The following is a 14,047-nucleotide window of genomic DNA, read 5'->3' on the forward strand; positions in this document are numbered from 1 at the left end:
TTAAGAAAGGACAGAACTTTGCTGAATCCGATCGTTCGTAAATTCCAGTATGGTCAACATACCGTCACGCTGGAAACCGGCATGATGGCACGTCAGGCGACTGCTGCCGTTATGGTAAGCATGGATGACACCGCGGTATTCGTTACCGTTGTGGGCCAGAAAAAAGCTAAACCAGGTCAGGACTTCTTCCCGCTGACCGTTAACTACCAGGAGCGTACCTACGCTGCCGGTAAAATCCCGGGTGGTTTCTTCCGTCGTGAAGGCCGTCCAAGCGAAGGCGAAACCCTAATCGCGCGTCTGATTGACCGCCCGGTTCGCCCGCTGTTCCCGGAAGGCTTCGTCAACGAAGTGCAGGTTATCGCGACCGTTGTTTCCGTTAACCCACAGGTTAACCCGGACATCGTGGCGATGATCGGTGCGTCCGCTGCCCTGTCACTGTCTGGTATTCCATTCAATGGCCCAATCGGTGCCGCGCGCGTCGGTTACATCAACGACCAGTACGTGCTGAACCCAACTCAGGAAGAGCTGAAAGAAAGTAAGCTGGACCTGGTGGTTGCGGGTACCGAAGCCGCTGTGCTGATGGTTGAATCCGAAGCTGAACTGCTGAGCGAAGACCAGATGCTGGGCGCTGTGGTCTTCGGCCATGACCAGCAGCAGGTTGTTATCCAGAACATCAACGACCTGGTGAAAGAAGCCGGTAAACCATGTTGGGACTGGCAGCCTGAAGCAGCTAACGATGCGCTGAATGCACGCGTTGCAGCTCTGGCAGAATCTCGTCTGAGCGATGCATACCGCATCACCGACAAACAGGAGCGTTACGCTCAGGTAGATGTGATCAAATCTGAAGTAACCGCGACCCTGGTTGCCGAAGACGAAACGCTAGACGCTAACGAAATTGGCGAAATCCTGCACGCTATCGAGAAAAACGTTGTTCGTAGCCGCGTTCTGGCAGGCGAGCCGCGTATCGATGGCCGTGAAAAAGACATGATCCGTGGTCTGGACGTGCGTACTGGCGTACTGCCACGTACTCACGGTTCTGCGCTGTTCACCCGTGGTGAAACGCAGGCGCTGGTTACCGCGACCCTGGGTACAGCCCGTGACGCGCAGATCATCGACGAACTGATGGGCGAGCGCACTGACAGCTTCCTGTTCCACTACAACTTCCCTCCGTACTCCGTAGGTGAAACCGGCATGGTTGGCTCACCGAAGCGTCGTGAAATTGGTCACGGTCGTCTGGCGAAGCGCGGCGTGCTGGCAGTGATGCCAGAAGCAGACAAATTCCCGTACACCGTACGTGTAGTGTCTGAAATCACCGAATCCAACGGTTCCTCTTCCATGGCTTCCGTGTGTGGTGCCTCTCTGGCGCTGATGGATGCAGGCGTGCCAATCAAAGCCGCCGTTGCGGGTATCGCAATGGGCCTGGTGAAAGAAGGCGACAACTATGTTGTTCTGTCTGACATTCTGGGCGACGAAGACCACCTGGGCGATATGGACTTCAAAGTAGCGGGTTCCCGCGACGGTATCTCTGCGCTGCAGATGGATATCAAAATTGAAGGTATCACCAAAGAGATCATGCAGGTTGCGCTGAACCAGGCTAAGGGTGCACGTCTGCACATCCTGGGCGTGATGGAACAGGCTATCAACGCGCCACGCGGTGATATCTCTGAATTCGCACCGCGTATTCACACCATCAAGATCAATCCAGACAAGATCAAAGATGTTATCGGTAAGGGCGGTTCCGTTATCCGTGCACTGACCGAAGAGACCGGCACCACCATCGAAATCGAAGATGACGGTACCGTGAAGATCGCAGCAACCGACGGCGAGAAAGCGAAATTCGCGATCCGTCGCATCGAAGAAATCACTGCAGAAATCGAAGTGGGTCGCGTCTATGCAGGTAAAGTGACCCGTATCGTTGACTTTGGCGCGTTCGTTGCCATCGGCGGCGGTAAAGAAGGTCTGGTTCACATCTCTCAGATCGCTGACAAGCGCGTTGAGAAAGTGACCGATTACCTGCAGATGGGTCAGGAAGTGCCGGTTAAAGTTCTGGAAGTCGATCGCCAGGGCCGTATCCGTCTGAGCATTAAAGAAGCAACCGAGCAGTCTCAGCCAGCTGCTGCGCCAGAAGCACAGGCAGCAGAACAGCAAGGCGAGTAAGTTGCCATTTGCCCTCCGCTTTGCGGAGGGCCTATTATCAGGCAGGACGCCTTGTTAAGCCGCCGGGGGACAGGACGTTCATCCAATAGTTGTCTTCGGGAGTGGGAAATGAAGCCTTTTTTGCGCTGGTGTTTCGTTGCGACAGCTTTAACGCTGGCAGGATGCAGCAACTCTGCCTGGCGTAAGAGCGAAGTCCTCGCAGTGCCATTGCAACCGACTTTGCAGCAGGAAGTGATCCTGGCACGCATGGAACAAATACTTGCCAGTCGGGCTTTAACCGATGACGAACGCGCACAGCTTTTATATGAGCGCGGAGTGTTGTATGATAGTCTCGGTCTGAGGGCATTGGCGCGAAATGATTTTTCACAAGCGCTGGCTATCCGACCTGATATGCCTGAAGTATTCAATTACTTAGGCATTTATTTAACGCAGGCAGGCAATTTTGATGCTGCCTATGAAGCGTTTGATTCTGTACTTGAGCTTGATCCAACTTACAACTACGCGCACTTGAATCGCGGTATCGCATTGTATTACGGCGGTCGTGACAAGTTAGCGCAAGATGATCTGCTGGCGTTTTATCAAGACGATCCTAATGATCCTTTCCGTAGCCTGTGGCTTTACATCGTTGAGCGGAAGCTCGATGAGAAGCAGGCAAAAGAAGCACTGAAACAGCGCTTCGATAAATCGGACAAGGAACAGTGGGGATGGAACATTGTCGAGTTCTACCTGGGCAACATTAGCGAAGCAACGCTGATGGAACGCCTCAAGGCGGACGCAACGGATAACACCTCGCTCGCTGAGCATCTCAGTGAAACCAACTTCTATTTAGGTAAGTACTACCTAAGTCTGGGGGATAAGGACAGCGCTACGGCACTGTTCAAATTAGCGGTTGCTAACAACGTACACAACTTCGTTGAGCACCGTTATGCATTGTTGGAATTATCGCTCTTGGGCCAGGAGCAAGACGACCTGGCAGAATCGGACCAGCAATAGCTGACGACATAAACATCAGCCCGTAATCTTTTGATTGCCATCACCTTAACTGGTGAGGGCGTTGTTGTTCGTCAATACACCTACTTTGAGCCGGTTCACACTTTTCAATGAAAATTGCTAATCATTTTCACGATGAGCTAAGTAGACTGGCCGCCATTGACATTGAGGCACTCGTACTACATGGCTGAATTCGAAACCACTTTTGCAGATCTGGGCCTGAAGGCTCCTATCCTTGAAGCCCTTAACGATCTGGGTTACGAAAAACCATCTCCGATCCAGGCTGAGTGTATCCCACACCTGCTTTCTGGTCGTGACGTGCTGGGCATGGCCCAGACTGGTAGCGGTAAAACTGCAGCGTTTTCGCTGCCGCTGCTGAACAACATTGATCCGGACCTGCGTGCACCGCAGATCCTCGTTCTGGCTCCAACCCGTGAACTGGCTGTTCAGGTTGCAGAAGCCATGACGGAATTCTCTAAACATATGCGCGGCGTAAATGTGGTTGCCCTGTACGGCGGCCAGCGTTATGACGTGCAGTTACGCGCCCTGCGCCAGGGCCCACAGATTGTTGTCGGTACGCCGGGCCGTCTGCTGGATCACCTGAAGCGCGGTACCCTGGACCTCTCTAAACTGAGCGGTCTGGTACTGGATGAAGCAGATGAAATGCTGCGTATGGGCTTCATCGAAGACGTTGAAACCATCATGGCGCAGATCCCGGACGGTCATCAGACCGCGCTGTTCTCTGCCACCATGCCGGAAGCGATTCGTCGTATCACCAAACGCTTCATGAAAGAACCTCAGGAAGTGCGTATTCAGTCCAGCGTAACCACTCGCCCGGATATCAGCCAGAGCTACTGGTCTGTATACGGCATGCGTAAAAACGAAGCGCTGGTACGTTTCCTGGAAGCGGAAGATTTTGATGCGGCGATTATCTTCGTTCGTACCAAAAATGCGACCCTGGAAGTGGCTGAAGCCCTGGAGCGTAGCGGCTACAACAGCGCAGCGCTGAACGGCGACATGAACCAGGCCCTGCGTGAGCAGACTCTGGAGCGTCTGAAAGACGGTCGTCTGGATATCCTGATTGCAACCGACGTGGCAGCACGTGGTCTGGACGTTGAGCGTATCAGCCTGGTTGTTAACTACGACATCCCGATGGATTCCGAGTCTTACGTTCACCGTATCGGCCGTACCGGTCGTGCGGGTCGTGCTGGCCGTGCGCTGCTGTTCGTTGAGAACCGCGAGCGTCGTCTGCTGCGTAACATCGAACGCACCATGAAGCTGACCATTCCAGAAGCGGACCTGCCAAACGCAGAGCTGCTGGGCAAACGCCGTCTGGAAAAATTCGCCGCCAAAGTACAGCAGCAGCTGGAAAGCAGCGATCTGGATCAGTACCGTGCGCTGCTGTCGCAGATTCAGCCTGTTGCTGAAGGCGAAGAGCTGGATATGGAAACCCTGGCTGCAGCACTGCTGAAAATGGCTCAGGGCGAACGTAGCCTGATCGTGCCACCAGATGCACCGATGCGTCCTAAGCGTGAATTCCGTGACCGTGACGACCGCTTCGAACGTCGTGGCGACCGTAACGATCGTGGCCCACGTGGTGACCGTCCAGAGCGTGGTGGTGAAGACCGTCCTCGTCGCGAACGTCGCGACGCAGGCGATATGGAACTGTACCGCATTGAAGTGGGCCGTGATGATGGTGTTGAAGTTCGTCACATCGTTGGCGCTATCGCTAACGAAGGCGACATCAGCAGCCGTTACATTGGTAACATCAAGCTGTTCGCCTCCCACTCTACCATCGAGCTGCCGAAAGGCATGCCGGGTGAAGTACTGCAGCACTTTACGCGTACCCGCATCCTGAACAAGCCGATGAACATGCAGCTGCTGGGCGATGCACAGCCGCGCCCTGACCGTGGCGGCGAACGTCGTGGCGGTGGTCGCGGTTTCGGCGGCGAGCGTCGTGAAGGCGGTCGCAGCGAAGGTCGCGGTGGTGAAGGTCGTCGTTTCTCCGGCGAGCGCCGTGAAAGCCGTGGCCCGCGTCGTGAAGAAGGCACCAGCCGTCGTCGTTTCGGTGACGCGTAAGCCTTACGCTTCTGACGTAAAGTAAAATATACAGCCCCGATACATGCTATCGGGGCTTTTTTTATTCCCTTTGTACTCTTGTACTGGTACAGTGCGTCACATTAAAATGCAGAACCGCATGATTGACTGGAGAAAAGGCTGTATGGCGACACTAACCACCACCCAAACGTCACCTTCGCTGCTTGGCGGCGTGGTGATCATCGGCGGAACCATTATAGGTGCCGGGATGTTCTCCCTGCCCGTGGTCATGTCCGGTGCGTGGTTCTTCTGGTCGCTGGCCGCGCTGGTCTTTACCTGGTTCTGTATGCTCCATTCCGGGCTAATGATCCTCGAAGCCAACCTGAACTACCGCATTGGCGCGAGCTTCGACACCATCACCAAAGACCTGCTGGGCAAAGGCTGGAACCTGGTGAACGGGCTGTCCATCGCGTTTGTGCTCTATATCCTGACCTACGCGTATATCTCGGCAAGCGGTTCGATTCTGCATCACACCTTCTCGGAGATGTCGCTGAACGTACCGGCGCGTCTGGCCGGGCTGTGCTTTGCCTTGGGCGTGGCGTTTATTGTCTGGATGAGTACCAAAGCGGTGAGCCGGATGACGGCGATCGTGCTGGGCGCGAAGGTCATCACCTTCTTCCTGACCTTCGGCAGCCTGCTGGGGCACGTGACGCCTGCCACGCTGTTTAACGTTGCCGAAGTGAATACCTCCTATACGCCGTACCTGCTGATGACCCTGCCGTTCTGCCTGGCGTCGTTTGGCTACCACGGTAACGTGCCGAGCCTGATGAAGTACTACGGCAAAGATCCGCGCACGATTGTGAAGTGTCTGGTCTACGGCACGCTGCTGGCGCTGGCGCTGTATGTCATCTGGCTGCTCGGGACGATGGGCAATATCCCGCGCCCGGAGTTTATCGGTATTGCGCAGAAGGGCGGTAACATTGATGTGCTGGTGCAGGCCCTGAGCGGCGTGCTGAACAGCCGCAGCCTGGATTTGCTGCTGGTGATCTTCTCTAACTTCGCGGTGGCGAGCTCTTTCCTCGGCGTGACGCTGGGCCTGTTTGACTACCTGGCGGATCTGTTTGGCTTTGATGATTCCGCGATGGGGCGCTTCAAGACCGCGCTGCTGACCTTCCTGCCGCCGATTGTGGGCGGCCTGCTGTGGCCGAACGGCTTTCTGTACGCCATTGGCTATGCCGGTCTGGCGGCAACCATCTGGGCGGCGATTGTGCCGGCGCTGTTGGCCCGCAAATCACGTAAACGCTTCGGCAGCCCTAAATTTCGCGTCTGGGGCGGCAAGCCGATGATTGTACTGATTCTGGTATTTGGGGTGGGTAACGCGCTGGTTCACGTGCTGTCGAGTTTTAATCTGCTGCCTGTCTATCAGTAAACGCAAAGCCCGGTGGCGCTAAGCTTACCGGGCCTACAGGGATGGCGTAGGCCGGATAAGGCAAAGCCGCCATCCGGCAAAAAACTACCCCACCAACTCCTCTTTCACCTGCATGGCCAAATCAAACGAATGCAAACGCGCCTGGTGATCGAAAATCTGACCGTTAACCATAATTTCATCCGCCTGCGTTTCGCGCAGCACCGCCTCCAGCCCGTGACGCACTTTCGCTTTATCGCCTACCAGCGACATGCTCAGCGCCTGCTGTACGCCATACTGCTCTGAAGCTGACCACAGCTGATGCATATTCTCCACCGGCGGCGGAAGCTGGCCCGTCTCACCGCGGCGCAGCTTCACAAACGCCTGCTGCATGGAGGTGAAGAGGAATTCCGCGTCGCGATTGCTGTCGGCGGCAATAATGTTGATACAGACCATCGCGTACGGTTTCTCCAGACGCTCGAACGGTTTGAAGTGCGTGCGGTAGAGATGCAGCGCCTGATGCAGCATATCCGGTGCGAAATGCGAGGCAAACGCAAACGGCAGCCCCAGCTGGGCTGCGAGCTGCGCGCTGTAGAGGCTTGAGCCCAGCAGCCAGACCGGGATCTTCTCGCCGTAACCCGGTACCGGGCGCACGTGCGGGTTCGGGTCACGCGCGTCGAACCAGTCCACCAGTTCGGCCACGTCGCGCGGGAAGTTGTCGATATCGCCGCTCATATGGCGGCGCAGGGCGCGCATGGTCGGCTGATCGCTACCCGGCGCACGGCCAATCCCTAAATCAATACGGCCCGGATAGAGGGTATTCAGCGTGCCGAACTGCTCGGCGATCACCAGCGGGGCGTGGTTCGGCAGCATCACGCCGCCGGAGCCCAGGTGCAACGTGGTGGTATTTGCCGCCAGATAACCAATCAGTACCGAGGTGGCGGCGCTGGCAATGCCCACCATGTTGTGGTGTTCGGCCAGCCAGTAGCGGTGATAGCCACGCTTTTCGGCCAGCTGAGCCAGATCCAGAGAGTGCGAAAAGGCTTCTCTTGCCGAGGAGCCTTGTGGGATCGGCGCCAGATCCAGCACCGAAAACGGAAGGGTTTTGTCAGTCATAACAGCTCACTTTGTCGACGGTGAATCTTTAATACTGCATTAAAAAATGATAACCGTTGTTAACAAAGTGAGCCTTTTTTAGGCCTGCAGTTCCAGCCCGGCCAGACGCTTCCAGTAGCCGTTACAGTCGCTGTTTGCCGTCAGCGGCAGCGGAGCAGCGCCGTTTTCGTTAGCGCGGAAGGCATCCAGCATCGCGAACACGCCGGTATCCAGCGGCGACAGGCGCACCATATCGACCAGCCCGTCCATCGACGCCAGCTCGTTGCCCAGGTTATAGACATAGCCGCTCATGGTCTGAATACCGTTGAGAACAAACACCTGCTGATTCTCCTGGGACAGCATGCTGCGCCCGTTCGGATACTTAATACAGCAGGTTTCGCACTCGTCTTTCGGACGGTCTTCCGAGCGTGCGGTAAAGCAGCGGGCGGAATAGGCCAGCGGCAGATGCCCGTAGCTCAGCACCTCCACTTCAAACTTGTTGCGAATGCCCAGCTCTTCACACTGCGTGAGCAGGTTTGCCAGCCAGTCGCGGGAGAGTTCCACCGGCATGCACCAGCGCGTCATCCCCTGTTTGAGCAGCAGGCGCAGGGTCACCGCGTTGTAGCAGTTCAGGGCATGACCCGCGACAAACGGCAGCTTGCGCTCGGCACACATGTTCACCACGCCGAGATCGCTCGCTTCCAGCAGGAACTCGCCGTTCTCAACGTAGCGTTTCAGCTCGCCCAGTTCAGAAGAGGCCTGCACCAGCGCGAGCGTGGAAAGCACCACCTGTTTGCCGCTTCCCGCCAGGCTTTTCGCCATCTCCAGCCAGTCGCCCACTTTCGTCGCCCGGCGTTTGCTGCACACCGCTTCGCCGAGATAAATCACATCGGCGCTGCTGGTGGCGGCCTGCTGGTAAAAATCTTCCAGCGTCTCTTTTGGCCAGTAGTAAAGCACCGGCCCTAATGAATATTTCATGATTTTCTCACTGCCATTTACGGTGATACGCGCCCAGCGTGGTTTGCGTGCCTTCGGACATCGATCCGAGCGTTTCCATCCAGGCCTGCTGCGGCGCGTAGTTCTGCGGATCCGCCATGCAGCGGTCGATAGCCTGACGCCACACTTTCGCCACCTGGCTCACGTACGCCGGGCTGCGCTGGCGACCTTCGATTTTCACCGAGGCAATATTGGCCGCCAGCAGCTCCGGCAGCAGCTCCAGCGTGTTAAGGCTGGTGGGCTCTTCCAGGGCATGGTAACGCTCGCCGTCGACCAGATAGCGGCCTTTACACAGGGTGGGATAACCGGCGTTTTCACCGTCCTGATAGCGGTCAATCAGCACTTCGTTCAGGCGAGATTCCAGCCCCTGCGGCGTTTGCTGCCAGCGAACGAAGCGGGCAGGGGAGCAGGCCCCGACGGTATTCGGTGACTCGCCGGTCAAATAGGAGGAAAGATAGCAACGGCCTTCGGCCATAATGCACAGGCTACCAAAGGCAAAAACTTCCAGCGGCACTGGCGTGACGCGCGCGAGTTGCTTAACCTGATGAATAGAGAGTACGCGCGGCAGCACCACGCGGGCCACGTCAAAGTTTCGGTGATAAAAACGCACGGCCTCTTCGTTGGTGGCAGATGCCTGAACAGAGACGTGGCGCTCAATATGGGGATAGCGTTCTGCCGCATACTCAAGCATGGCGAGGTCGGCCAGAATCAGCGCATCGGCACCCAGCTGTGCCGCCATATCCACCGCGCGCTGCCAGCGGGCGTAGCCGTCAGGGTGAGCAAAGGTATTGATGGCGATATGCAGCTTGCGGCGGTGCTGGTGAACGAAGTTAACGGCTTCCTGAAGCTTTTTCTCCGTAAAGTTGAGGCCAGCAAAATGGCGGGCATTGGTGTCATCTTTCAGCCCGATATAGACCGCATCGGCCCCATTTTCGATGGCCGCCTTAAGCGCCGGAAGGTTTCCGGCAGGGCAGAGCAGCTCCATAATTTATCCTGATGTTGTCGATCGCAAAAATGTTAACGAGCTGGGATTTTAATTAACCCATACGCGACAATTTTTGATTTAAGGCAGCTAATGGCGTATTGATGGCACCAATAATGAGGTTGTCCGGACGACGGTTTGTTGATTTACGCCGCTATGTTATGCGTCGGATATGGCAAAATAGCAGGACTATAGATATCAGGGAGTAAAGCTCGTGCTGGATAAACTGCGTTCACGTCTCGTACAATTTGGCCCATCAATGCTGAGCGTGCCGGTAAAGCTGGCGCCGTTCGCGCTTAAACGTCAGGTGCTGGAGCAGGTCCTGAGCTGGCAGTTCCGCCAGGCGCTGCAGGATGGCGAGCTGGAATTCCTGGAAGGCCGCTGGTTGAGCATTGAGGTACGTGACATCGGGCTGCGCTGGTTTACCTCCGTTGAGAATGACCAGCTGATCGTCCGCGAAACCGCCGAGGCGGACGTGAGCTTTAGCGCCAACGCCAGCGATCTGCTGATGATAGCCGCGCGCAAGCAGGATCCGGATACGCTCTTCTTCCAGCGCCGTCTGGTGATTGAAGGCGACACGGAGCTGGGCCTGTACGTTAAGAATTTAATGGATGCCATTGAGCTGGAGCAGATGCCGAAAGCGCTGCGCGTGATGTTAATGCAAATGGCAGATTTCGTTGAGGCCGGGCTGAAAACCCCGCCGGACAGTAAACACACTTCAGTAGGTGAGCCATGCTGATTCGAGTCGAAATTGGGATTGATGCACCGGGTATCGATGCGTTATTACGCCGCGCTTTTGAGAGCGATGCGGAAGCCCAACTGGTCCACGATCTCCGTGAAGACGGCCTGATCACGCTGGGGCTGGTTGCCACCGATGATGAAGGTCAGGTGGTGGGCTATGTTGCCTTCAGTCCGGTCATCGTTCAGGGCGAAGAGCTGCAGTGGGTCGGTATGGCACCGCTGGCGGTGGATGAAAACTATCGCGGGCAGGGGCTGGCGCGCCAGCTGGTCTATGAAGGGCTGGATTCGCTCAATGAGTTCGGTTATGCGGCCGTTGTAACGCTGGGCGATCCGGCATTCTATGGCCGTTTGGGCTTCGAGCAGGCCGCGCATTACGATCTGCGCTGCCGCTGGCCGGGTACGGAATCCGCGTTCCAGGTGCACCGTCTGGCGGACGACGCGCTCAACGGCGTCAATGGTCTGGTCGAATACCACGACCATTTCAATCGCTTTTAATCAGGCTCTCGCGTAGCGCCTCAAAGGAGCCGTCTCCGGTCACGAGGCGCTCTTTCTGGCGCTTCGTCAGCTGTTTGATGCGGTATTCCAGCCTGAGCGCCAGCGATCGGTCACCGACGGGCGCCGAAAAGGCGAGCTGTAATTCTCCTTTCCCCCGCAGCGCTTTTGCCCCTTTCCCCGTTTGATGTTGTAAAAAACGCCGTGCCACATCGGTGGTGATCCCGGTGTAGAGTGCGTTATCAGCGGTTCGGACAAGATAGAGAAACCAGCACACGGTAAACAGATTCAGTATGTTAAGGTGAACGCACCATAGCATGAGAGAGAACGAAAATGGAAACACTGGCCGCCATTAACCGCTGGCTGGCGAAGCAGCACGTCGTCACCTGGTGCGTCTACAGCGAGGGTGAGATGTGGTGCGCAAACGCGTTTTACTACTACGATCCGGAGCGCGTCGCATTTTACGTCATGAGCGAAGACAAAACGCGTCATGCGCAGATGACTGGCCAGCAGGCAAAAGTCGCGGGCACGGTAAATGGCCAGCCGAAGACAGTCGCGCTGATCCGTGGGGTACAGTTTAAGGGGGAAATCCGTCGACTGGACGGAGAAGAGAGCGACGCGCGTCGTAAGCACTACACGCGCCGCTTTCCGGTCGCCGCTGCGCTAAAAGCCCCGGTGTGGGAAATCCGCCTCGATGAGCTGAAATTTACCGACAACACCCTGGGCTTTGGCAAGAAGCTGCACTGGTTACGCGCCGAGCAGGCGTAGCGCTTCGCGGTTAAACGCCGGGAGATCGTCCGGGGTCCGGCTGGTGATCAGCTGGTCTTTGTCGTTGACCACCTCCTGATCGTAAAACTCGGCGCCCGCATTTTTCAGATCGATAACGATCGGTTTCACCGCCGTGAGCTTACGCCCGCGTACAACCTCCGCGCTGATGAGCAGCTGCGGCCCGTGACAGATGGCAAAGACCGGTTTGCCGGTAGAGACAAAGTCCCGGGTGAAGGTCACGAAGCGCTCGTCTCCGCGCAGGGAATCCGGTGAATGGCCGCCGGGTAAAAGCAGGGCGTCAAAATCTGAGGGGCTCACGTTATCGATAGTCTCGTCGATGGTCACGCTGGCCTCGCCCTTATGGCCTTTCACCGTTTTGCCCGCCTCTTTCTCGATGGTGATGACCTCATGCCCCGCCTTGCGGAACGCCTCTGCAGGAGAGGTGAATTCTGAATCTTCAAACTCGTCGGTAATCAAGACTGCGATTTTCTTGCCCATGCTTCCTCCGTTGTTTTGGCTTCAGACTGATTTTTCTCCGCTTGTGGTAAATACTTACCTGTAACAGACTTCTAAGTGTGGTCGACGACGCTGAGTTCGCAAACGGACAATTCTGTAAAGGGGATACGATGAGTCAGGTACTGATTACCGGGGCTACCGGGCTAGTGGGCGATCATCTGCTGCGGCTGCTGATCCAGGATCGCCGCGTGAACTACATCGCCGCCCCGACGCGTCGACCGCTGGCGGACATCTCCGGCGTCTTTAATCCGCACGATCCCCAGCTGACGGATGCGCTGGCGCAGGTCCAGGACCCGATTGATATCGCCTTTTGCTGTCTGGGCACCACGCGGCGGGAGGCGGGGAGCAAAGAGGCATTTATCCACGCCGACTATACGCTGGTGGTGGACACCGCGCTTACGGCGAAAAAGCTGGGAGCCAGACATTTTCTGGTGGTCAGCGCGCTGGGCGCCAGTGCCGGATCGCCTTTCTTCTACAACAAGGTGAAGGGCAAGATGGAGGATGCGCTGATTGCGCAGAAATGGGAGCAGCTGACGATTGTGCGCCCCTCAATGCTGATCGGCCACCGGGACGAGCGCCGCTTTAACGAGTCGATATTTGCCCCGCTGTTTCGGATCCTGCCCGGCAACTGGAAATCTATCGAGGCGCGGGACGTCGCGCGTGCGATGTTAAAAGAGGGACTGGCTCCGTCGAAAGCGGGCGTAAACATTATCCCTTCGGCAAAACTGCGTGAAATCGCGCAGGGCGAGGCGTAAACTCCCCCGGCTAATTACTCATACTCTCCGGGGAATGCTATGACTGGTCAGTCTTCATCTCAGGCGGCAACACCTGTTCAATGGTGGAAGCCCGCATTCTTCTTTCTCGTGGTCATTGTTGGCCTTTGGTACGTGAAATGGCAGCCGTACTACGGAAAAGCCTTCACCGCCGCCGAAACGCACAGCATCGGTAAATCTATTCTCGCTCAGGCGGATGCCAGCCCGCTTCAGGCGGCGTGGGACTATGCCATGGTCTACTTCCTTGCCGTCTGGAAGGCTGCCGTCCTGGGCGTGATCCTGGGCTCACTGATTCAGGTGCTGATCCCGCGCAACTGGCTGGTGAAAACCCTCGGACAGCCGCGCTTTCAGGGTACGCTGCTGGGAACGATCTTCTCCCTGCCGGGCATGATGTGCTCCTGCTGCGCTGCGCCCGTGGCGGCAGGGATGCGCCGCCAGCGCGTGTCGATGGGCGGCGCGCTGGCGTTCTGGATGGGCAACCCGCTGCTCAATCCGGCGACGCTGGTGTTTATGGGCTTTGTCCTGGGCTGGCATTTCGCGTTCATTCGTCTGGTGGCCGGACTGCTGACCGTGCTGGTGGTGGCGACGCTGGTGCAAAATCTGGTGAAGGATAAGACGCCAGAGTCCGCGTCTGTTGAGCTGGACGTCAGCGAGCCGCAGGGCGGGTTCTTTGCGCGCTGGGGCAGGGCGCTATGGCAGCTTTTCTGGAGCACCATCCCGGTCTATATCCTGGCGGTGCTGGTTCTCGGGGCGGCGCGCGTCTGGCTCTTCCCGCATGCGGATGGCGCTATCGACAACACGCTGTTGTGGGTCATTGCGATGGCCGTTGCAGGCTGCCTGTTTGTGATCCCTACCGCCGCAGAAATTCCTATTGTTCAGACCATGATGCTGGCCGGCATGGGCACCGCACCGGCACTGGCATTGCTCATCACGTTACCGGCCATCAGCCTGCCGTCGCTGATTATGCTGCGTAAGTCATTCCCGGCGAAAGCGCTGTGGCTCACCGCGGGGCTGGTGGCGTTGAGCGGGGTGATGGTGGGAAGTATTGCGCTTCTGTGAAAAACGCCCGGTGGCGCTACGCTTACCGGGCCTACA

The 14,047-nt window shown here is 57.0% G+C and carries 15 protein-coding genes; 10 read left to right on the forward strand and 5 right to left on the reverse strand.

Annotated elements, in window-relative coordinates; genetic code table 11:
- The first annotated feature begins 18 nt into the window (after window positions 1-18).
- The 5 genes from pnp to mtr all read left to right on the forward strand — a co-directional run bounded on the left by pnp (window position 19) and on the right by mtr (window position 6,613).
- Entirely contained in the window at window positions 19-2,157 is a 2,139-nt protein-coding gene (gene pnp, locus C6A40_RS15975; RefSeq protein ID WP_114191313.1) for a polyribonucleotide nucleotidyltransferase, read from the forward strand.
- Window positions 2,158-2,265: 108 nt separating this feature from the next.
- Window positions 2,266-3,150, forward strand: coding sequence for a lipoprotein NlpI (gene nlpI / locus C6A40_RS15980; protein ID WP_008501476.1), 885 nt, complete (start codon window positions 2,266-2,268; stop codon window positions 3,148-3,150).
- Window positions 3,151-3,257: 107 nt separating this feature from the next.
- Window positions 3,258-3,338 carry a protein YrbN gene (gene yrbN, locus C6A40_RS25625; RefSeq protein ID WP_100122156.1) on the forward strand — a complete coding sequence of 27 codons (81 nt, stop codon included), beginning with the start codon at window positions 3,258-3,260 and terminating at the stop codon, window positions 3,336-3,338.
- Entirely contained in the window at window positions 3,331-5,226 is a 1,896-nt protein-coding gene (locus C6A40_RS15990; RefSeq protein WP_021242253.1) for a DEAD/DEAH family ATP-dependent RNA helicase, read from the forward strand. The genes yrbN and C6A40_RS15990 overlap by 8 nt, the downstream gene beginning before the upstream one ends.
- 142 nt (window positions 5,227-5,368) lie before the next feature.
- Window positions 5,369-6,613 carry a tryptophan permease gene (mtr, locus tag C6A40_RS15995; RefSeq protein WP_045334618.1) on the forward strand — a complete coding sequence of 415 codons (1,245 nt, stop codon included), beginning with the start codon at window positions 5,369-5,371 and terminating at the stop codon, window positions 6,611-6,613.
- Between the two features lie 84 nt (window positions 6,614-6,697).
- On the opposite strand, the gene C6A40_RS16000 is transcribed toward mtr, so the two are convergent.
- The 3 genes from C6A40_RS16000 to ubiU all read right to left on the reverse strand — a co-directional run bounded on the left by C6A40_RS16000 (window position 6,698) and on the right by ubiU (window position 9,665).
- A complete protein-coding gene (locus C6A40_RS16000) occupies window positions 6,698-7,705 on the reverse strand; it encodes a luciferase-like monooxygenase (protein ID WP_114191314.1) in 1,008 nt (335 codons plus the stop codon).
- A 78-nt stretch (window positions 7,706-7,783) separates the two neighbouring features.
- Window positions 7,784-8,662 (reverse strand): U32 family peptidase, encoded by an 879-nt coding sequence (locus tag C6A40_RS16005; RefSeq protein ID WP_021242250.1) that lies wholly within the window; start codon window positions 8,660-8,662, stop codon window positions 7,784-7,786.
- Window positions 8,663-8,669: 7 nt separating this feature from the next.
- Window positions 8,670-9,665: a ubiquinone anaerobic biosynthesis protein UbiU gene (gene ubiU, locus C6A40_RS16010; protein ID WP_021242249.1), complete on the reverse strand. Its 996-nt coding sequence runs from the start codon at window positions 9,663-9,665 to the stop codon at window positions 8,670-8,672.
- Between the two features lie 211 nt (window positions 9,666-9,876).
- On the opposite strand from ubiU, the gene ubiT reads away from it, so the two are divergent.
- Both ubiT and C6A40_RS16020 read left to right on the forward strand, forming a co-directional pair.
- A complete protein-coding gene (ubiT, locus tag C6A40_RS16015) occupies window positions 9,877-10,401 on the forward strand; it encodes a ubiquinone anaerobic biosynthesis accessory factor UbiT (protein ID WP_008501482.1) in 525 nt (174 codons plus the stop codon).
- Entirely contained in the window at window positions 10,395-10,898 is a 504-nt protein-coding gene (locus C6A40_RS16020; protein ID WP_008501483.1) for a GNAT family N-acetyltransferase, read from the forward strand. Before ubiT ends, C6A40_RS16020 begins: the two co-directional genes overlap by 7 nt.
- Here the strand turns inward: C6A40_RS16020 and C6A40_RS16025 are convergent.
- A complete protein-coding gene (locus tag C6A40_RS16025) occupies window positions 10,885-11,214 on the reverse strand; it encodes a GIY-YIG nuclease family protein (protein ID WP_008501484.1) in 330 nt (109 codons plus the stop codon). The genes C6A40_RS16020 and C6A40_RS16025 overlap by 14 nt on opposite strands.
- A gap of 14 nt (window positions 11,215-11,228) precedes the next feature.
- On the opposite strand from C6A40_RS16025, the gene C6A40_RS16030 reads away from it, so the two are divergent.
- The gene (locus C6A40_RS16030) at window positions 11,229-11,663 is read left to right on the forward strand and encodes a YhbP family protein (RefSeq protein ID WP_008501485.1); all 435 of its coding nucleotides are present in this window, start codon (window positions 11,229-11,231) and stop codon (window positions 11,661-11,663) included.
- On the opposite strand, the gene C6A40_RS16035 is transcribed toward C6A40_RS16030, so the two are convergent.
- A complete protein-coding gene (locus tag C6A40_RS16035) occupies window positions 11,643-12,161 on the reverse strand; it encodes a type 1 glutamine amidotransferase domain-containing protein (protein WP_008501486.1) in 519 nt (172 codons plus the stop codon). The two genes, C6A40_RS16030 and C6A40_RS16035, sit on opposite strands and share 21 nt — an antisense overlap.
- A 128-nt stretch (window positions 12,162-12,289) precedes the next feature.
- Here C6A40_RS16035 and C6A40_RS16040 point away from each other — a divergent pair, with 128 nt between their 5' ends.
- Together C6A40_RS16040 and C6A40_RS16045 are read left to right on the forward strand one after the other, a co-directional pair.
- On the forward strand, window positions 12,290-12,934 hold the full coding sequence (locus tag C6A40_RS16040) for an NAD(P)H-binding protein (RefSeq protein ID WP_021242246.1): 645 nt from the start codon (window positions 12,290-12,292) through the stop codon (window positions 12,932-12,934).
- Between the two features lie 39 nt (window positions 12,935-12,973).
- Entirely contained in the window at window positions 12,974-14,011 is a 1,038-nt protein-coding gene (locus C6A40_RS16045; RefSeq protein WP_045334582.1) for a permease, read from the forward strand.
- Window positions 14,012-14,047: the final 36 nt, after the last annotated feature.

The organism is Enterobacter sp. GER_MD16_1505_Eko_090 (assembly GCF_003331015.1).
GTDB lineage: Bacteria > Pseudomonadota > Gammaproteobacteria > Enterobacterales > Enterobacteriaceae > Enterobacter > Enterobacter roggenkampii.

Coding starts and splice junctions, on each gene's coding strand:
- nlpI (WP_008501476.1), top strand. CDS start 2,266: ATGAAGCCTTTTTTGCGCTGGTGTTTCGTTGCGACAGCTTTAACGCTG.
- yrbN (WP_100122156.1), top strand. CDS start 3,258: ATGAAAATTGCTAATCATTTTCACGATGAGCTAAGTAGACTGGCCGCC.
- C6A40_RS15990 (WP_021242253.1), top strand. CDS start 3,331: ATGGCTGAATTCGAAACCACTTTTGCAGATCTGGGCCTGAAGGCTCCT.
- mtr (WP_045334618.1), top strand. CDS start 5,369: ATGGCGACACTAACCACCACCCAAACGTCACCTTCGCTGCTTGGCGGC.
- C6A40_RS16000 (WP_114191314.1), bottom strand. CDS start 7,705: ATGACTGACAAAACCCTTCCGTTTTCGGTGCTGGATCTGGCGCCGATC.
- C6A40_RS16005 (WP_021242250.1), bottom strand. CDS start 8,662: ATGAAATATTCATTAGGGCCGGTGCTTTACTACTGGCCAAAAGAGACG.
- ubiU (WP_021242249.1), bottom strand. CDS start 9,665: ATGGAGCTGCTCTGCCCTGCCGGAAACCTTCCGGCGCTTAAGGCGGCC.
- C6A40_RS16020 (WP_008501483.1), top strand. CDS start 10,395: ATGCTGATTCGAGTCGAAATTGGGATTGATGCACCGGGTATCGATGCG.
- C6A40_RS16025 (WP_008501484.1), bottom strand. CDS start 11,214: ATGCTATGGTGCGTTCACCTTAACATACTGAATCTGTTTACCGTGTGC.
- C6A40_RS16030 (WP_008501485.1), top strand. CDS start 11,229: ATGGAAACACTGGCCGCCATTAACCGCTGGCTGGCGAAGCAGCACGTC.
- C6A40_RS16035 (WP_008501486.1), bottom strand. CDS start 12,161: ATGGGCAAGAAAATCGCAGTCTTGATTACCGACGAGTTTGAAGATTCA.
- C6A40_RS16040 (WP_021242246.1), top strand. CDS start 12,290: ATGAGTCAGGTACTGATTACCGGGGCTACCGGGCTAGTGGGCGATCAT.
- C6A40_RS16045 (WP_045334582.1), top strand. CDS start 12,974: ATGACTGGTCAGTCTTCATCTCAGGCGGCAACACCTGTTCAATGGTGG.